Source organism: Pseudomonas rhizosphaerae (assembly GCF_000761155.1).
Lineage (GTDB): Bacteria > Pseudomonadota > Gammaproteobacteria > Pseudomonadales > Pseudomonadaceae > Aquipseudomonas > Aquipseudomonas rhizosphaerae.
In genome coordinates this window covers 3,434,169-3,450,166 of the sequence record NZ_CP009533.1, presented here as the reverse complement: position 1 = coordinate 3,450,166, position 15,998 = coordinate 3,434,169, and the positions used below count along the sequence as shown (strand labels likewise).

At 64.5% G+C, this 15,998-nt stretch carries 12 protein-coding genes and 1 pseudogene; 5 read left to right on the top strand and 8 right to left on the bottom strand.

The window, feature by feature from the left end; genetic code table 11:
• The first annotated feature begins 1 nt into the window (after position 1).
• From LT40_RS15325 to LT40_RS15315, 3 genes and pseudogenes are all read left to right on the top strand, one after another.
• Entirely contained in the window at positions 2-1,081 is a 1,080-nt protein-coding gene (locus tag LT40_RS15325; protein ID WP_043191795.1) for an efflux RND transporter periplasmic adaptor subunit, read from the top strand.
• Positions 1,078-2,147 (top strand): annotated as a pseudogene (locus LT40_RS15320) (efflux RND transporter periplasmic adaptor subunit). Before LT40_RS15325 ends, LT40_RS15320 begins: the two are co-directional and overlap by 4 nt.
• On the top strand, positions 2,144-5,203 hold the full coding sequence (locus LT40_RS15315; protein ID WP_043191793.1) for an efflux RND transporter permease subunit: 3,060 nt from the start codon (positions 2,144-2,146) through the stop codon (positions 5,201-5,203). Before LT40_RS15320 ends, LT40_RS15315 begins: the two are co-directional and overlap by 4 nt.
• Before the next feature lie 140 nt (positions 5,204-5,343).
• Here the strand turns inward: LT40_RS15315 and LT40_RS15310 are convergent, their stop codons facing one another.
• The 7 genes from LT40_RS15310 to rpiA all read right to left on the bottom strand — a co-directional run bounded on the left by LT40_RS15310 (position 5,344) and on the right by rpiA (position 12,843).
• Positions 5,344-5,988 carry a methionine ABC transporter permease gene (locus LT40_RS15310; protein ID WP_043191791.1) on the bottom strand — a complete coding sequence of 215 codons (645 nt, stop codon included), beginning with the start codon at positions 5,986-5,988 and terminating at the stop codon, positions 5,344-5,346.
• On the bottom strand, positions 5,978-7,108 hold the full coding sequence (locus tag LT40_RS15305) for a methionine ABC transporter ATP-binding protein (RefSeq protein WP_043191790.1): 1,131 nt from the start codon (positions 7,106-7,108) through the stop codon (positions 5,978-5,980). The genes LT40_RS15310 and LT40_RS15305 overlap by 11 nt, the downstream gene beginning before the upstream one ends.
• Before the next feature lie 2 nt (positions 7,109-7,110).
• Positions 7,111-7,902, bottom strand: a complete 792-nt coding sequence (locus LT40_RS15300) for a MetQ/NlpA family ABC transporter substrate-binding protein (RefSeq protein WP_043191788.1) — start codon at positions 7,900-7,902, stop codon at positions 7,111-7,113.
• A gap of 61 nt (positions 7,903-7,963) precedes the next feature.
• A complete protein-coding gene (locus LT40_RS15295; RefSeq protein WP_043191786.1) occupies positions 7,964-9,322 on the bottom strand; it encodes an LLM class flavin-dependent oxidoreductase in 1,359 nt (452 codons plus the stop codon).
• Positions 9,322-10,527: an SfnB family sulfur acquisition oxidoreductase gene (locus tag LT40_RS15290; RefSeq protein ID WP_043191784.1), complete on the bottom strand. Its 1,206-nt coding sequence runs from the start codon at positions 10,525-10,527 to the stop codon at positions 9,322-9,324. The genes LT40_RS15295 and LT40_RS15290 overlap by 1 nt, the downstream gene beginning before the upstream one ends.
• A gap of 20 nt (positions 10,528-10,547) precedes the next feature.
• A complete protein-coding gene (locus LT40_RS15285) occupies positions 10,548-11,798 on the bottom strand; it encodes an SfnB family sulfur acquisition oxidoreductase (RefSeq protein WP_043191783.1) in 1,251 nt (416 codons plus the stop codon).
• Between the two features lie 367 nt (positions 11,799-12,165).
• A complete protein-coding gene (rpiA, locus tag LT40_RS15280) occupies positions 12,166-12,843 on the bottom strand; it encodes a ribose-5-phosphate isomerase RpiA (protein WP_043191781.1) in 678 nt (225 codons plus the stop codon).
• Between the two features lie 137 nt (positions 12,844-12,980).
• Here rpiA and ilvA point away from each other — a divergent pair, with 137 nt between their 5' ends.
• Together ilvA and LT40_RS15270 are read left to right on the top strand one after the other, a co-directional pair.
• A complete protein-coding gene (gene ilvA, locus LT40_RS15275) occupies positions 12,981-14,495 on the top strand; it encodes a threonine ammonia-lyase, biosynthetic (protein WP_043191780.1) in 1,515 nt (504 codons plus the stop codon).
• 140 nt (positions 14,496-14,635) lie between these two features.
• Positions 14,636-15,082 (top strand): DUF2269 family protein, encoded by a 447-nt coding sequence (locus LT40_RS15270; protein ID WP_043191778.1) that lies wholly within the window; start codon positions 14,636-14,638, stop codon positions 15,080-15,082.
• Positions 15,083-15,317: 235 nt separating this feature from the next.
• On the opposite strand, the gene LT40_RS15265 is transcribed toward LT40_RS15270, so the two are convergent.
• Positions 15,318-15,971, bottom strand: a complete 654-nt coding sequence (locus LT40_RS15265) for a histidinol-phosphatase (RefSeq protein ID WP_043191777.1) — start codon at positions 15,969-15,971, stop codon at positions 15,318-15,320.
• Between the last annotated feature and the right edge of the window lie 27 nt (positions 15,972-15,998).

Here is a 15,998-nt window from a genome sequence, read left to right as displayed (position 1 = left end):
CATGGCTGGTCCTCGTTGGAAGGTTGTAGGGGTTTCCCTCTTGTTCATCGCGCTGGTCGGGTGTGGCGAAGACAAGCCCATCGAACCGACGCACCCGCGCGTGCGCGTGGAAAATGTGCAGAGCGGTGAATTCGCCGCCGCCGTCAATCTGACTGGCGATGTGCAGGCTCGCATTCAGACCCAGCTGTCGTTCCGCGTTGGCGGCAAGATCATCCAGCGCCTGGTGGATGTGGGCGACCACGTCAGCGCGCGGCAAGTGCTGGCCCGCCTGGACCCCAAGGACCTGCAGACCAACGTCGATTCGGCCAAGGCGGCGGTGGCCGCCGAGCAGGCCCGGGTGAACCAGACTTCGGCGGCCTTCGTGCGCCAGCAGAAGCTGCTGCCCAAGGGCTACACCAGCCAGAGTGAATACGATTCCGCCCAGGCAGCATTGCGCGGGGCGCAGAGCTCGCTGGCGGCTGCCAACGCCCAGTTGGCCAATGCTCGCGAACAGTTGAGCTACACCGATCTGGTGGCCGATGCCCCGGGCGTGATCACCGCGCGCCAGGCCGAGGTGGGCCAGGTGGTCCAGGCCACTGCGCCGATCTTCGGTCTGGCCCGCGATGGCGACCGCGATGCGGTCTTCGACGTGTATGAATCGCTGTTCGCCCAGCCGGGCGGCCAGCAGCCGATCACCGTCAGCCTGCTCGACGATCCGGCGATCAAGACCACCGGCACCGTGCGCGAAGTCACCCCGGCGGTGTCCGCGCAGACCGGCACGGTACGGGTGAAGATCGCCTTGCAGGGCCTGCCCAAGGGCATGGATCTGGGGTCGGTGGTCAACGCCTCGCTCGATGGGCCGGGCAAGACCAGTGTCGAACTGCCGTGGTCGGCGCTGACCAAGGACATCGAAGAGCCTGCCGTGTGGGTAGTCGGGGAAGGCGACAAGGTCAGCCTGCGTAAGGTCGAGGTGGGCCGTTACCTGACGGCCAAGGTGGTGATCGCCAATGGCTTGAACAATGGCGACCGCGTGGTGGTGGCCGGGGGTCAGTTGTTGCACCCCGACATGCAGGTGGAAATTGCCCAGGAGCGTCAGCCATGAAAGCGGTGATCGCGTTGTCTGCGGCCGTGCTGTTGCTGGCAGGCTGTTCGAAGGAAGAGCCGGCCCCGAGCCCATCCGTCCGGTGTTGTCGGTGGAGGTCAAGGGCCTGGACCAGCAAAGCCTGGGTCGCTTCGCCGGTAATATCCAGGCGCGCTATGAAAGCACCTTGGGTTTCCGCGTGTCCGGACGCATTGCCCGGCGCGCGGTGGATGTCGGCAGCCAGGTGGAAAAGAACCAGTTGCTGGCCACTCTCGATCCGACCGACCAGCAGAACCAGTTGCGCGCCAACCAGGGCGATCTGGCTCGCGTCCAGGCGCAGTTCATCAACGCCCAGGCCAACGCCCGCCGCCAGCAGGAACTGTTCGACCGGGGCGTAGGTGCGCAGGCCGGGCTGGACATTGCCCAGACCGACCTGAAAACCGCGCAGTCTTCGCTCGATCAGGCCAAGGCCGCCGTCAGCCAGGCCAAGGATCAGTTGAGCTACAGCGAACTGCGTGCCGACCATGCCGCGGTGGTCAACCAGTGGAAGGTGGAAGTAGGGCAGGTGGTGAGCGCCGGTGAAGAAGTGGTGGTCCTGGCCCGTCCCGACGTCAAGGAGGCGGTCATCGACCTGCCCGCCGGGCTTGCCGAAACCCTGCCTGCCGGCGTGGCATTCCATGTGCAGTCCCAGCTCGACCCCAGCGTTGCGACCACGGGCACCTTGCGTGAGCTGGAACCGCGACCCGACAGCGCCACGCGCACCCGTCGCGCCCGCCTGACCTTGGCGGACAGCCCTGCGGGCCTGCGCCTGGGCACGGCGATCAGCGTCACCCTGAGTTCGACCATCGTGCAGCGCCTGGAGCTGCCGGAAACCGCCGTGCAGGAAGTCGACGGCAAGACCCAGGTGTGGCGGGTGGACGTCCAGAACAAGACCGTGAACCCGCAACAGGTCACCGTGCTCAGCCGCGATCGTGGCGTCGTAGTGATCGGCAACGGTGTGCAGGCGGGCGAGCGCGTGGTCAGCGCTGGCGTCAACAGCCTGAAACCTGGGCAGAAAATCAAACTGGACGAGGCGAGCCGGCAATGAAGGGAAGTTTCAACCTGTCCGACTGGGCGCTCAAGCACCAGTCCTTCGTCTGGTACCTGATGTTCGTCGGCCTGCTGATGGGCGTGTTTTCCTATTTCAACCTGGGCCGTGAAGAAGACCCGGCGTTCGCCATCAAGACCATGGTCATCCAGAGCCGCTGGCCGGGCGCGACCCAGGACGAAACCCTCAAGCAGGTGACCGACCGCATCGAGAAGAAGCTCGAAGAGCTGGACTCGCTGGACTACGTGAAAAGCTACACACGCCCGGGCGAATCCACGGTGTTCGTGTACCTGCGCGACACCACCAGTGCCAAGGCGATTCCCGAGATCTGGTACCAGGTGCGCAAGAAGGTCGACGACATTCGCGGCACCTTCCCCCAAGGGTTGCAGGGGCCTTCGTTCAACGATGAATTCGGTGACGTGTTCGGCTCCATCTACGCCTTCACCGCCGATGGCCTGAGCATGCGTCAGCTGCGCGATTACGTGGAGCAGGTGCGTGCCGAGATTCGCCAGGTCGACAACCTGGGCAAGGTCCAGCTGGTGGGCCAGCAGGACGAAGTCATCTACCTGAATTTCTCCACGCGCAAACTCGCAGCGCTGGGCCTGGATCAGCAACAGGTGGTAGGGGCGTTGCAGGCGCAGAACGCGGTGACGCCGGCCGGTGTGATCGAGGCAGGGCCGGAGCGCATTTCGGTGCGAACCTCGGGGCAGTTCAAGTCGGAGAAAGACCTGGAAACGGTCAATCTCCGGCTTAACGACCGCTTCTATCGCCTGACCGACATCGCCGACATCGAACGGGGCTACAAGGACCCGGCCGCGCCGATGTTCCGCTACAACGGCCAGCCTGCCATCGGCCTGGCCATCGCCATGAAGGACGGCGGCAACATTCAGGAATTCGGTACCGCGCTGCATGCGCGCATGGACGAATTGACCGCGCAGCTGCCGGTAGGCGTGGGCGTGCACAAGGTGTCGGACCAGGCCGAGGTGGTCGAGAAGGCGGTCGGCGGGTTCACCAGCGCGCTGTTCGAGGCCGTGGTGATCGTGCTGATCGTCAGCTTCGTCAGCCTCGGCGTGCGCGCCGGTCTGGTCGTGGCCTGCTCGATTCCGTTGGTGCTGGCCATGGTCTTCGTGTTCATGGAGTACAGCGGCATCACCATGCAGCGTATTTCCCTGGGGGCGTTGATCATCGCCCTGGGCCTGCTGGTCGACGATGCGATGATCACCGTGGAGATGATGGTCACCCGCCTGGAGGCAGGTGACAGCAAGGAGGACGCGGCTACCTTCGCCTACACCTCCACCGCATTCCCGATGCTCACCGGCACCCTGGTCACCGTGGCGGGCTTCGTGCCGATCGGTTTGAACGCCAGCTCGGCAGGTGAGTACACCTTCACCCTGTTTGCCGTGATTGCGGTGGCCATGCTGGTGTCGTGGGTGGTGGCGGTGCTGTTTGCGCCGGTCATCGGCGTGCATATCCTGAGCAAGAACGTCAAACCCAAGCCGGAGCAACCCGGGCGCGTCGCACGCTGGTTCCACAGTGGGCTGCTGGGCTGCATGCGCCACCGTTGGTTGACGATCATCGGCACCTTGCTGCTGTTCGCCGCAGCGCTGTTCTGCATGCGCTTCGTGCAGAACCAGTTCTTCCCCTCGTCCGACCGGCCGGAAATTCTGGTGGACCTGAACCTGCCGCAGAACGCCTCGATCAACGAGACGCGCCAGGCGGTCGATCGCCTGGAAGCGACGCTCAAGGATGATCCGGACATCGTCCGCTGGAGCACCTACATCGGTCAGGGCGCGATCCGTTTCTATCTGCCCCTGGACCAGCAACTGGAGAACCCGTACTACGCCCAGCTGGTGATCGTCAGCAAGGGTCTGGAAGAACGCGGGGCCTTGACCGAGCGCCTGAAAAAGCGTCTGCGTGACGACTTCGTGGGCATCGGCACCTATGTCCAGGCGCTGGAAATGGGCCCACCCGTGGGGCGGCCGATCCAGTACCGGGTCAGCGGCAAGGACATCGATCAGGTGCGCAAGCACGCCATCGAGCTGGCCACCCTGCTGGACCATAACGCGCACATCGGTGAAATGATCTACGACTGGAACGAGCCGGGCAAAGTGCTGCGCATCGATATCGCCCAGGACAAGGCGCGGCAGCTGGGGTTGTCGTCCGAAGACGTGGCCAAGCTGATGAACACCATCGTGACGGGTTCGGCGGTGACTCAGGTCAACGACGATATCTACCTGGTCAACGTGGTAGGCCGGGCCAACGACGCCGAGCGCGGCTCGCCGGAAACCCTGCAGAACCTGCAGATCGTCACGCCCAGCGGCACGTCGATTCCGCTCTTGGCCTTCGCTACCGTGCGCTACGAGCTGGAGCAGCCGCTGGTGTGGCGGCGTGATCGTCTGCCGACCATCACCTTGAAGGCGGCGGTCAGCGACGATATCCAGCCGACCGACCTGGTGGCCCAGCTCAAGCCCGAGATCGAGAAATTCGCCGCAGGCCTGCCGGTGGGCTACAAGGTGGCCACTGGCGGTACGGTCGAGGAAAGCGGCAAGGCCCAGGGGCCGATCGCCAAGGTGGTGCCGTTGATGCTGTTCCTGATGGCGACCTTCCTGATGATTCAGCTGCACAGTGTGCAGAAGATGTTCCTGGTGGCCAGCGTGGCGCCGCTGGGCATCATCGGTGTGGTGTTGGCGTTGGTGCCGACCGGGACGCCCATGGGCTTCGTGGCGATCCTGGGGATTTTGGCCCTGATCGGTATCATCATCCGCAACTCGGTGATTCTGGTGACCCAGATCGATGCCTACGAGCGTGATGGCTACAAGCCGTGGGATGCGGTGCTGGAAGCGACCGAGCATCGGCGTCGGCCGATCCTGCTCACCGCAGCGGCGGCCAGTTTGGGCATGATTCCGATCGCCCGTGAAGTGTTCTGGGGGCCGATGGCCTACGCGATGATCGGCGGGATCGTGGTGGCGACCTTGCTGACCCTGTTGTTCCTGCCGGCGCTGTATGTGGCCTGGTATCGGATCAAGGAAGGTGAGGGCGAGGGGAAGGAGGCTTGATCCAGGTTGGGCAAAAGAAGGTAGGGTGTTTCGCCTGAGATACCGCAGCGTGGCTTTCGCGGCCACGGACCGCTCCTACGCAGGATCGCATTCCTGTAGGAGCGGCCAGTGGCCGCGAAGGGGGCGCTGCGGTATGGGGACTAGCGCTTGTTGAGCACCCGCGCCAGCCGGTCGCCGCTGAACTGGATCAAGGTCACCAGGGCCACCAGCAGGACGATCACCGTGAGCATGATCTGGCTGTCGAAACGCTGGTAGCCGTAGCGGTAGGCGATGTCGCCCAGCCCACCGGCACCGATGGCGCCGGCCATGGCCGATGAGTTGATCATGGTCACCACGGTGATGGTGAAACCGGCGACGATGCCGGGCCGCGCCTCGGGCAGCAATACATGCCAGATGATGTGCCAGCGTCGGCAACCCATTGCCTGCGCGGCTTCGATCAGGCCATGGTCGACCTCACGCAAACTGACCTCGGCGATGCGCGCGAAGAACGGCGTCGCAGCGATAGTCAACGGCACCACCGCCGCCCACACCCCATAGGTGGTCCCTACGATCAACCGAGTGAACGGGATCAACGCCACCATCAGGATCAGAAACGGCACCGACCTGAACAGGTTGACGAACGCGCCCAGCACCCGGTTCAGCGCCGGTGCCTGATAGATGCCGCCACGGTCGCTGGTGACCAGCACCACCGCCATCACGACCCCCACCGGCAACGCGATCAACGACGAAACCCCTACCATCAACAAGGTGTCGAGGGCGCCCTGCAGCAAACGGTCAAACCACATAGCCCAGCTCCTCTACCTGTTGTGCCCATTGCCGGGCGCGTTGCAGCAGATGCTCACGGTCATGGGGCGAATTGCTCACCGCCACGACCAGGCTGCCCAGCGCCCGCCCTTGAATGCGTTCGATCCCGCCCTGCAGCAGGCTGACCTGCCCGCCCAGCAGGTTGAACAACGAGGACAGGTCCGCTTCGCCGGCCTGTGCCCCGGTCACGCGCAGGCGCAACACCAATGCGGCATCGGGTGTCGCCGTGCTGCGCAGCCGAGCCCGCAACTCGTCGGGCAGACCCTGTTGCAAAGGCGCAAGCAAGGTGCGGCTGACCTCGTGCCGAGGGTCGCCGAAGACCTGCCACACCGGTCCCTGTTCCGCCACCTGACCTCCTTCGAGCACCACCACGCGGTCGCAGATGGCACGGATCACGGCCATTTCGTGGGTGATCAGAATGATCGTCAGCCCCAGGCGCCGGTTGATATCGCGCAGCAGCGCCAGAATCGATTCGGTGGTTTCCGGATCCAGCGCCGAGGTGGCTTCGTCGCACAGCAGGATCTGCGGGTCGTGAACCAGCGCCCGGGCGATGCCGACACGCTGCTTCTGCCCGCCGGACAACTGCGCCGGGTACGTATCGCGTTTGCCCTGCAGGCCGACCAGTTCCAGCAGTTCACCGACCTTGCGCCAGCGCTCGGCCTGGGGCACGCCGGCGACCTTGAGCGGCAGCTCGACGTTCTGCCACACCGTTTTCGCCGACATCAGATTGAAGTGCTGGAAGATCATGCCGATGCGTCGCCGCAGCGCCACCAATTGATCTTCGTTGAAATCGCCGATGTCCACTTGGTTGATCAGCACCCGTCCACTGCTGGGCTGTTCCAGCCGGTTGATGGTGCGGATCAGCGACGACTTGCCGGCGCCGCTGCGGCCGATGATGCCGAACACTTCGCCGCGCTCGATGGTCAGGTCGATACCTTGCAAGGCCTGCACCGGACCCTGCGCGCCCTCATAGGTCTTGCCGACGCCGATGAAGCGCACCAGGCTGTTGGCCAGTTGCGGGTGCAGCTCCAGGGGTTCGGCAGGCTGCCGGGCAAGGCCGGCGGTATCGGCCAGCCGGCGTTGGACATTGGTGGTGGGCATACTCACTCCTTCCAGCCGACTTGGTAGAGCTTGCCGTTGATCTTGTCGAGCGAGGCGCGCACGACCGGCGAGTGTTGGTAGATATCCACGAACTTGGCTAGGCGCGGATCATCCTTGCGCTCGGGCTTGATCACGAACTGGATCACGTACTCGGGATGGTCGAGGCCGTCGAACAGCAAGGCCGAGCCGGCATCGAAGGTCTTGGCCAGGCGGATGTAGGCCGGGTAGCCCTGCACCAGGTCGGCGTCGTCGTAGGCGCGCACCAGTTGCACCGCTTCGACCTGAAGAATCTTGATGCCCTTGGGGTTGGTGAGGATGTCGTCTTCGGTGGCTTTGTAGCCAACCCCCGGCTTGAGGGTGATCAAGCCGGCCTTGGCCAGCAGTTGCAGGCCACGGCCACTGCTGATCGGGTCGTTGGCGATGGCCACGCTGGCGCCCTTTGGCAGCTCGTCGACGCTCTTGTAGCGCTTGGAATACAGCCCGACGTTGTTGATGATGCCCGGCGCGTAGGGCACCAGGTCGGTGCCGGCCTGAGTATTGGCGTTTTCCAGGAACGGTTTGTGCTGAAAGTAGTTCACGTCGATGTCGCCGGCGGCCAGGCTGACGTTGGGTGCGATCCAGTCGGTGAATTCCACCAGCTTGACGGTCAGGCCCTGTTTCTTGGCTTCCTCCACGGCGGTTTCCAGGGGGATGGCGAAGGCGGCGGTGGTGCCGACGATCAGGGGTTTGTCATCCGCAGCGTGGGCCAGGCCGGTGAGGAGGGTAAGGGCGAGTAGCAGGGTGGGTTTGAGCATGGTGTTGGTCCGTTGGTTTTTGTGGGGGTTGGGGAGGGCCTCTGCCCGCGAAGAGGCCCGATCAGGCACCGCGCTTGTAACTGAAACCGGCATGCCCTTCGGGCAATCCCGGGCCTTGGCCGAAGACCTTTTCGCGCAACGTGCCGGGGGCGTAGGCGCTCTTGTACGAACCCCGCGCCTGCAGCACCGGTATCACCAGGTCAATGAAGTCGGCGTAGCTTTCCGGGGTGACCGTGCGGGTCAGGTTGAACCCGTCCAGGCCGGTCTCGGCGATCCAGGCTTCGAGTTCGTCGGCGACCTGTTCCGGGTCGCCGACCAAGGTGATGTAGCGCCCGCCCAGAGCGTGCTGGTCGAGCAGTTTGCGGCGGGTCCAGTCGTTGTTCTGCAGGGTCTTGGTGGCCGACTCGATGGCGTTGCCCTTCACGTACTGAATGGGCTCGTCGAGTTCGTAGCGGGCAAAGTCGATCGCGGTGGAGGCGGCGAAGTGGGCGACGCCGGCCTCGGCGCTGGCATAGCTCAGGTATTCGTCATACTTGGCCCAGGCCTGGGCCTCGGTGGCAGCGACGATGACCGTCAGGCCCATGAAGACCTTCACCGCCTGCGGATCGCGACCGGCTGCACGGGCGGCCTCGCGCACCTTGTCCACCTGGGCGCGGGTGGCCTGCTTGTTCTGTCCGCTGATGAACACGCATTCGGCATGCTGGCCAGCGAACTGCAGGCCCCGTGCCGAGCTGCCGGCCTGGAACAGCAGCGGTGTGCGCTGTGGCGAGGGTTCACAGAGGTGGTAACCCTGGACCCGGTAGAACTCGCCTTCATGCTGCACCTTGTGGACCTTTTCCGGCTGAGCGTAGATGCGCCGCTCGCGGTCTTCGACGACGGCGTCGTCTTCCCAGCTGCCTTCCCAGAGTTTGTAGAGCACCTCCAGGTATTCGTCTGCCTGATCGTAACGGCGGTCGTGCTCCACCTGCCGGGTCAGGCCCATGGCCTTGGCCGCACTGTCCAGGTAGCCGGTGACGATGTTCCAGCCCACCCGACCGCGGGTCAGGTGATCGAGCGTGGACAGGCGTCGGGCGAACAGATAGGGCGCTTCGTAGGTGAGGTTGGCGGTCAGGCCAAAGCCCAGGTGGCGGGTGACCGCGGCCATGGCCGACACCAGCAGCAACGGATCGTTGACCGGCAGCTGGATCGACTCCTTCAAGGTCACGTCGACCGAATCCTGATAGATGTCGTAGACCCCGACGATGTCGGCGATGAACAGCCCATCGAACAGGCCGCGCTCCAGCAAACTAGCCAGTTCGGTCCAGTATTCCAGGGTCTTGTACTGGCTCGAAGTGTCGCGCGGATGGGTCCACAGGCCGTGGTTGATGTGGCCCACACAGTTCATGTTGAAGGCGTTGAGCAGGATCTGCTTCTTGCTCATCAGATGGTCCCCCGGCGTGGTGGCAACTGGTCGTTGAGGTAGTAGTTGCCGATGGCGTGGTACTTCCAGCGCACCGGGTCGTGCAGGGTGTGCACGCGGGCGTTGCGCCAGTGCCGGTCCAGGCCATGCTCGGCCAGGGTGGCCTGGCTGCCGGCCAGTTCGAACAGGGTGCTGCCGGCGGCCAGGGAAATCTCGGTGCTGAGGGCGCGGGCTTCGGCCACGGCAATCGAGGCGGCGCCGACGTGTTCGGCGGTGGGCTCGGCCTGGGCCTTGTCGAGGATCTCGCCGGCCCGCTCCAACAGCGCTTCGGCGGCGTGCAGGCGGATGGCCAGATGGCCGAAGCTCTTGAGCGACAGCGGATCTTCCACCGCCTTGTCACTGGTCGCGTCGATCCACGGCCGGGTACGGGTGCGGACGAACTGCAAGGCGTCCTCGAACGCCCCGCGCGCGATGCCGGTGTCGATCGCGGCGTGAAGGATCTGCGCGAATGGGCCGACCGTGGTAGGCCGTTCGAACGCGCTTTGAAACGGGACGATGGCGTCGACGCTGACCCAGACGTTGTCGAACACCACCGAGCCGCTGCCCGTGGTGCGCTGGCCGAAGCCGCTCCAGTCGTCGATGACCTCGACCCCGGCACTGTCGGCGGGCACGAAGGCCAGTTGCTGTACGCCCTGTTCATCGATCACCGAAGTGGGAATGCATTGGGCATACAGCGCACCGGTGGCGTAGAACTTGCGACCATGGATGCGGAAACCGTCGCCGTCGCGGGTCAGGCGCGTGGTGCGGTCGTGGGCGGTGCGGGTACCGAGTTCGGCCAGGGCGTTGCCCAGCCGCTGGCCTGCCAGCACATCGCTGTACAAGCGCTGCTGCTGCGCCGGGCTGCCGTTGATGCGCAGTACTTCCAGGGCATAGAAATGGTTCTGCGGGATCTGTCCCAGCGAGCCGTCGGCAGCCGCCAGCAGGGCAATGACCTGGGCCAGGGTCACGTTGGACACGCCGGCTCCGCCGAACGCCTTGGGCACGCTGATACCGCCCAGGCCAGAGCGGGAGAACAGCGCCAGTTCGGCGTGGGGCAGGTGCCGTTCGCGGTCGCGCAGGGCACTGTCGCGTTGCAACAGGGGGGCCAGCTGCCGAGCGACGTCCAGCGCCTGCTGATCGTTGGCGATGCGTGCGACGCCGTCGAGGGGGTGAAGCAATGAGCTCATGCTGATCTCCAGCGGTCTGGTCAAATCCAGGAATGGCGTGCAGGCAGGCTGCCGTTCAGGTGATAGGCGCCGACGGCGTGATATTTCCAGCGCACGGGATCGTGCAGGGTGTGCACGCGGGCGTTGCGCCAGTGGCGGTCGAGGTTGAACTCGGCAAGCGTGGCGCGGCTGCCGGCCAGCTCGAAGAGCTTTTCACTGGCCTGCAGGGCGATTTCGGTGGTGATCACCTTGGCTTCGGCCACGGCGATCGAGGCCTGGCCGGCGAGGGCGGCGTCCACCGGCGCCTGGCCAATCTGGTCGAGCACGCGGCCGGCCTTGCGCAGCAGTGCCTGCGCGGCGTGCAATTCCAGCTTCAAGCGACCGATGTCGGCGATCACGAACGGATCGTCGCTGGCGCGCTCGACCCCGGCATCGATCCACGGGCGCGATTTTTCCCGGACGAAGGCGATGGTGTCGTCGATCGCCGCTTCGGCAATGCCGGCGTCGATGGCGGCCTGCATCAGTTGCGACACGGCGCCCTGAATGTTCGGTTGCTGTGCCTGGCGCCAGATCTGCACCACATGGGTGTCAGGTACGTGCGCATTTTCAAGCACGACAGTGCCGCTGGCGGTGGTACGCTGGCCGAAGCCGGACCAGTCGTCGACGATGCGCAGGCCGGGTGTGCCGCGGCGTACGAACGCCATGACCAGACGCTGTTCATCGTCCACGGCCTTGACTGCCACCCAGTGGGCGAACAGCGCGCCGGTGGAGTAGAACTTCTGCCCGCTGATTCGCCCGCCGTCACCGTCGCGGACGATGCGGGTATTGATTTCCAACGTGTTGCGGGCGCCGCGCTCGGGGCCGCCGTTGCCGATGCGCGCGCCTTCGAGCACGGCCGTGAACAGGGTGTGTTGCTGCGCCTCTGTGGCGGCGCCGCGAAGCATCTGCAGGATGCCGAAATGGTTCTGCGGGATCTGCCCCAGGGCCGGGTCGGCAGCGCTGATGATGCGGAAGACCTCGGCCAGGGTGACGAAACTGACGTCGGGGCCGCCGAAGGCGCGTGGCACGGTGATGCTGCCCAGGCCGCTGGCGGTGAACTGGTCGATCAGCTGCCAGGGCAGTTCACGTTGCTGGTCTCGCTTGGCAGCATGGGTGCGGGCACTGGCGGCAAGCGCATGTGCGGCTGCGACTGCATCGGCGTCGTTGCGCAGGATCTGCGCAGGCGCAAGCGCCGGACCTTGATCGGCCGGGGTTGAAAGCGAATGTTCGAGGGAATTCGAGTGGATGACCATACCGTCCTCACGTCATGCAGGGCGTATGTCGCCCTGCTTGGATGTACGCAGGTCCGGTGGTCCGGTGTATATACCCTAATCGTTCGTTAAATTTAAATGAACTAACGATTGGGAATATGGATAGATATGTTTTCGTACTCTCAGAAGGTCATGTGTAAGCATGTGGGAGCGGTCCGTGGCCGCGAAGGGTCGCTGCAGTGTGTCGGATGTACCGCGGCGCCTTCTTCGCGGCCGATGACCGCTCCTACAGGGGGAGGAGTGTGGTGATTCATGTGGGAGCGGTCCGTGGCCGCGAAGGAGACGCTGCGATGTGTCGGATGTACCACGGCGCCTTCTTCGCGGCCGATGACCGCTCTCACAGAAACGGTCAGGCGGGGCGGGTGAGGGTCTTGACGCCTTCGCTGGTGCCCAGTAGCAGCACATCGGCGGGGCGGGCGGCGAACAGGCCGTTGGTGACCACGCCGACGATGGCGTTGATCTGGGTTTCCAGCGCCACCGGGTCGGTGATCTGCATGTTGTACACGTCGATGATGATGTTGCCGTTGTCGGTCACCACGCCCTCGCGGTAGACCGGATCGCCGCCCAGTTTCACCAGCTGGCGCGCGACATGGCTGCGGGCCATCGGGATGACTTCCACCGGCAGCGGAAACTCGCCCAGCACCGGCACCAGCTTGCTGCCGTCGGCGATACAGATGAACGTGGTGGCCACGGCCGCGACGATCTTCTCGCGGGTCAGCGCAGCGCCGCCGCCCTTGATCAGGTTCAGGTGCTCGTCGCTTTCGTCCGCGCCGTCGACGTAGAACTCCAGGTCGCCCACGCTGTTGAGTTCGTACACCGGAATGCCATGGCCCTTGAGCCGTGCCGCGGTCGCTTCGGAGCTGGCCACGGCGCCGTCGAACGCACTCTTGTGCTGCGCCAGCGCATCGATGAAGCAGTTGGCGGTGGAACCCGTACCCACGCCGACAACGCTCTTTTCGCCCAGCTTGGGCAGAATGAAATCCACGGCAGCCTGGGCGACGGCCTGTTTGAGTTGGTCCTGGGTCATGCAAGCTCCGCAGCGGCAGTTGGGGCTCTAGTGGTTGCGGCCCCGAAGGCGCGCATTATAAGGGCAAAACCTTGGTTTTGCTGTGGTCGTTGGCTTAGACTCGTCGGCCCTGCCCGTTATCGTCAGTGATGTCCGCCATGCTCGAACAGTACGTAAAGATGATCCTCACCTCGCGCGTCTACGACGTTGCGGTGGAAACCCCTTTGCAGCCCGCCGGGCAGCTGTCCGAGCGCCTGAACAACAAGATTCTGCTCAAGCGCGAAGACTTGCAGCCGGTGTTCTCGTTCAAGATTCGCGGCGCCTACAACAAATTGGCTCAGCTCAGCGCAGAGGAACTGGTCCGTGGCGTGGTCACTGCCTCGGCCGGCAACCATGCCCAGGGCCTGGCGCTGGCGGCGCGCGAGCTGGGGATCAAGGCCACCATCGTGATGCCCAATACCACCCCCGAGATCAAGATCGAAGGCGTGCGTTCGCGCGGCGGCATCGTGGTGCTGCACGGCGACTCGTTTCCAGAGGCCCTGGCCCATTCGCTCAAGCTGGTGGACGAGCAGGGCATGGTCTACATCCATCCCTACGACGACCCCTACACCATCGCCGGGCAGGGCACGGTGGCGATGGAGATTCTGCGTCAGCATCCGGGCGATCTCGACGCGATCTTCGTGCCGGTGGGCGGCGGCGGCCTGATCGCCGGCATCGCCGCGTACGTCAAATACCTGCGCCCGGGCATCAAGGTCATCGGCGTCGAGCCGGACGATTCCAACTGCCTGCAGCAGGCCATGCGTGCCGGTGAGCGCGTGGTGCTGCCGCAGGTCGGGCTGTTCGCCGACGGTGTGGCGGTGGCGCAGATCGGCCAGTACACCTTCGAGATCTGCAAGGATCACGTGGACGAGGTGATCACCGTCAGCACCGACGAGATCTGTGCGGCGATCAAAGACATCTACGACGATACCCGCTCGATCACCGAACCTGCTGGTGCGCTCGGGGTGGCGGGGATCAAGAAGTACGTCGAGGCGCGGGGTGTGTCGGGGCAGACTCTGGTAGCGATCGATTCGGGCGCCAACGTCAACTTCGACCGGCTGCGCCACGTGGCCGAACGAGCCGAGCTGGGCGAGGGGCGCGAGGCGATCATCGCGGTGACCATTCCCGAGCGTCCGGGCAGCTTCAAGGCGTTCTGCGAGGCCGTAGGCAAACGCCAGATCACCGAGTTCAACTACCGCTACCACACCGGTCACGAAGCACACATTTTCGTCGGCGTGCAGACCCACCCCGAACGCGATCCGCGGGCGGTACTGGTGCAGACGCTGCAATCCCATGGCTTCCCGGTGCTGGACCTGACCGACAACGAGCTGGCCAAGCTGCACATCCGCCATATGGTCGGTGGCCATGCGGTCCGGGTCAGCGACGAGATGGTGCTGCGCTTCGAGTTCCCGGAGCGTCCGGGTGCGCTGTTCAACTTCCTCGACAAGCTGGGCGGGCGCTGGAACATCTCGATGTTCCACTACCGCAACCACGGCGCCGCTGATGGCCGCGTGGTGGCAGGGCTGCAGGTGCCTGAAGAGGAGCGCCATCTGGTAGCCGGCGCGCTGGCCGAAATCGGCTACCCGTTCTGGGACGAGACGGATAACCCGGCCTATCAGTTGTTCCTGGGGTAGTGATGCGGGGCCTGGCTTGAGTCAGTGGTGTGCCATTCTTGGGCAGAGGGCTCGCCGCCCGCCCCGCTCCCACAGGGTGAACTCGACGGCTGCTACGCTTGTCGATGATGCATCGTCAATGCCCATAGGGATCACGCGTCATGGAAAGCCTGGCGATTCTGAAAGTATTTCACGTCGCTGCCACGGTCGTGCTGCTGGGCAGCGTGGCGGCCGTCATCTACCGTGCCTGGCGCAGTTGGAAAGGCGGCGACCGGCTGCCCTTCGCCAGTACCCTGCAACGGCCCTGGGTGTACGCCTGGGTGGTCATGGCCGTGAGCCTGGTGAGTTTTCCGGTGACCGGCTGGTGGCTGGTGCACCGGGTCGGCTGGCCCTTGGGGCAAACCTGGATTCTCACCGCCGCGGTGTTGTATGTGATCGGCGGTGGGGTCTGGCTGCTGCTGATCAACCGGGTAAGCCGCCTGCGTCTGGCGACGGGCCTTGATGAGGTCGTCATCGCGGCCAAACGGCGCAATGTATTGATCATTGCGACCGTGGCAGTGGTGGTGTTGCTGTCGATCATCGGGCTGATGGTGACCAAGCCTGTCTGAGACAAACCGTAGCGCATTCTTCGCGGCGATGACCGCTCCTACGGTTGGCCGCGATCCCTGTGGGAGCGGGCTCTGCCCGCGAAATGAGCGCCGCGGTGGATCAGACAGACCGCGTCGCATTCTTCGCGGGCAGAGCCCGCTCCCACAGTCAGGCAGACGGCGGCGCATTCTTCGCGGGCAGAGGGCTCAGCCGCCCGCCCCGCTCCCACAGTTAGCAGTGAGCAGTCAGTAGGTATCAGCGCAGGGAGATTTCTTTCCAGCCGCGGCGCTTGGCTTCTTCGTGCAGGCGGGGGTCTGGATCGACCACCACCGGGTGGGTCACCTGCTCCAGCAGTGGCAGATCGTTCATCGAGTCGCTGTAGAAATAGCTGTCGTGCAGATCGTAGCCGTTCTCTTCCAGCCAGCGGTTCAGGCGCGTGACCTTGCCTTCCTTGAAGCAGGGCACGTCATAGCTGCGTCCGGTGTAGCGGCCGTCGACCATTTCCACTTCCGTGGCCAGCAGCGTTTCCACGCCCAGGCGCTCGGCGATCGGGCCGGTCACGAAGCGGTTGGTGGCGGTGATGATCACCAGCTTGTCACCCGCGTCGCGATGCTGTTGCAGCAAGGCGGCGGCCTTGGGCAGCATGATCGGCTCGATGCAGTCACGCATGAAATCGCGATGCCATTCATCCAGTTGCGCCACGTCGGTCGCCGCGAGGATTTCCAGGGTGAAGTTCAGGTACTCGTTCAAGTCCAGACGGCCTGCCAGGTAGTCCTGATAGAACTCATCATTGCGCGCCTTGTACGTGGCGGCATCGAGAATGCCGCGCGTGCACAGGTAATCACCCCAGGCATGGTCGCTGTCGCCGCCGAGCAGCGTGTTGTCGAGGTCGAATAGGGCCAGGCGCATGAAATGACTCGCATTAAATGGGGAAAA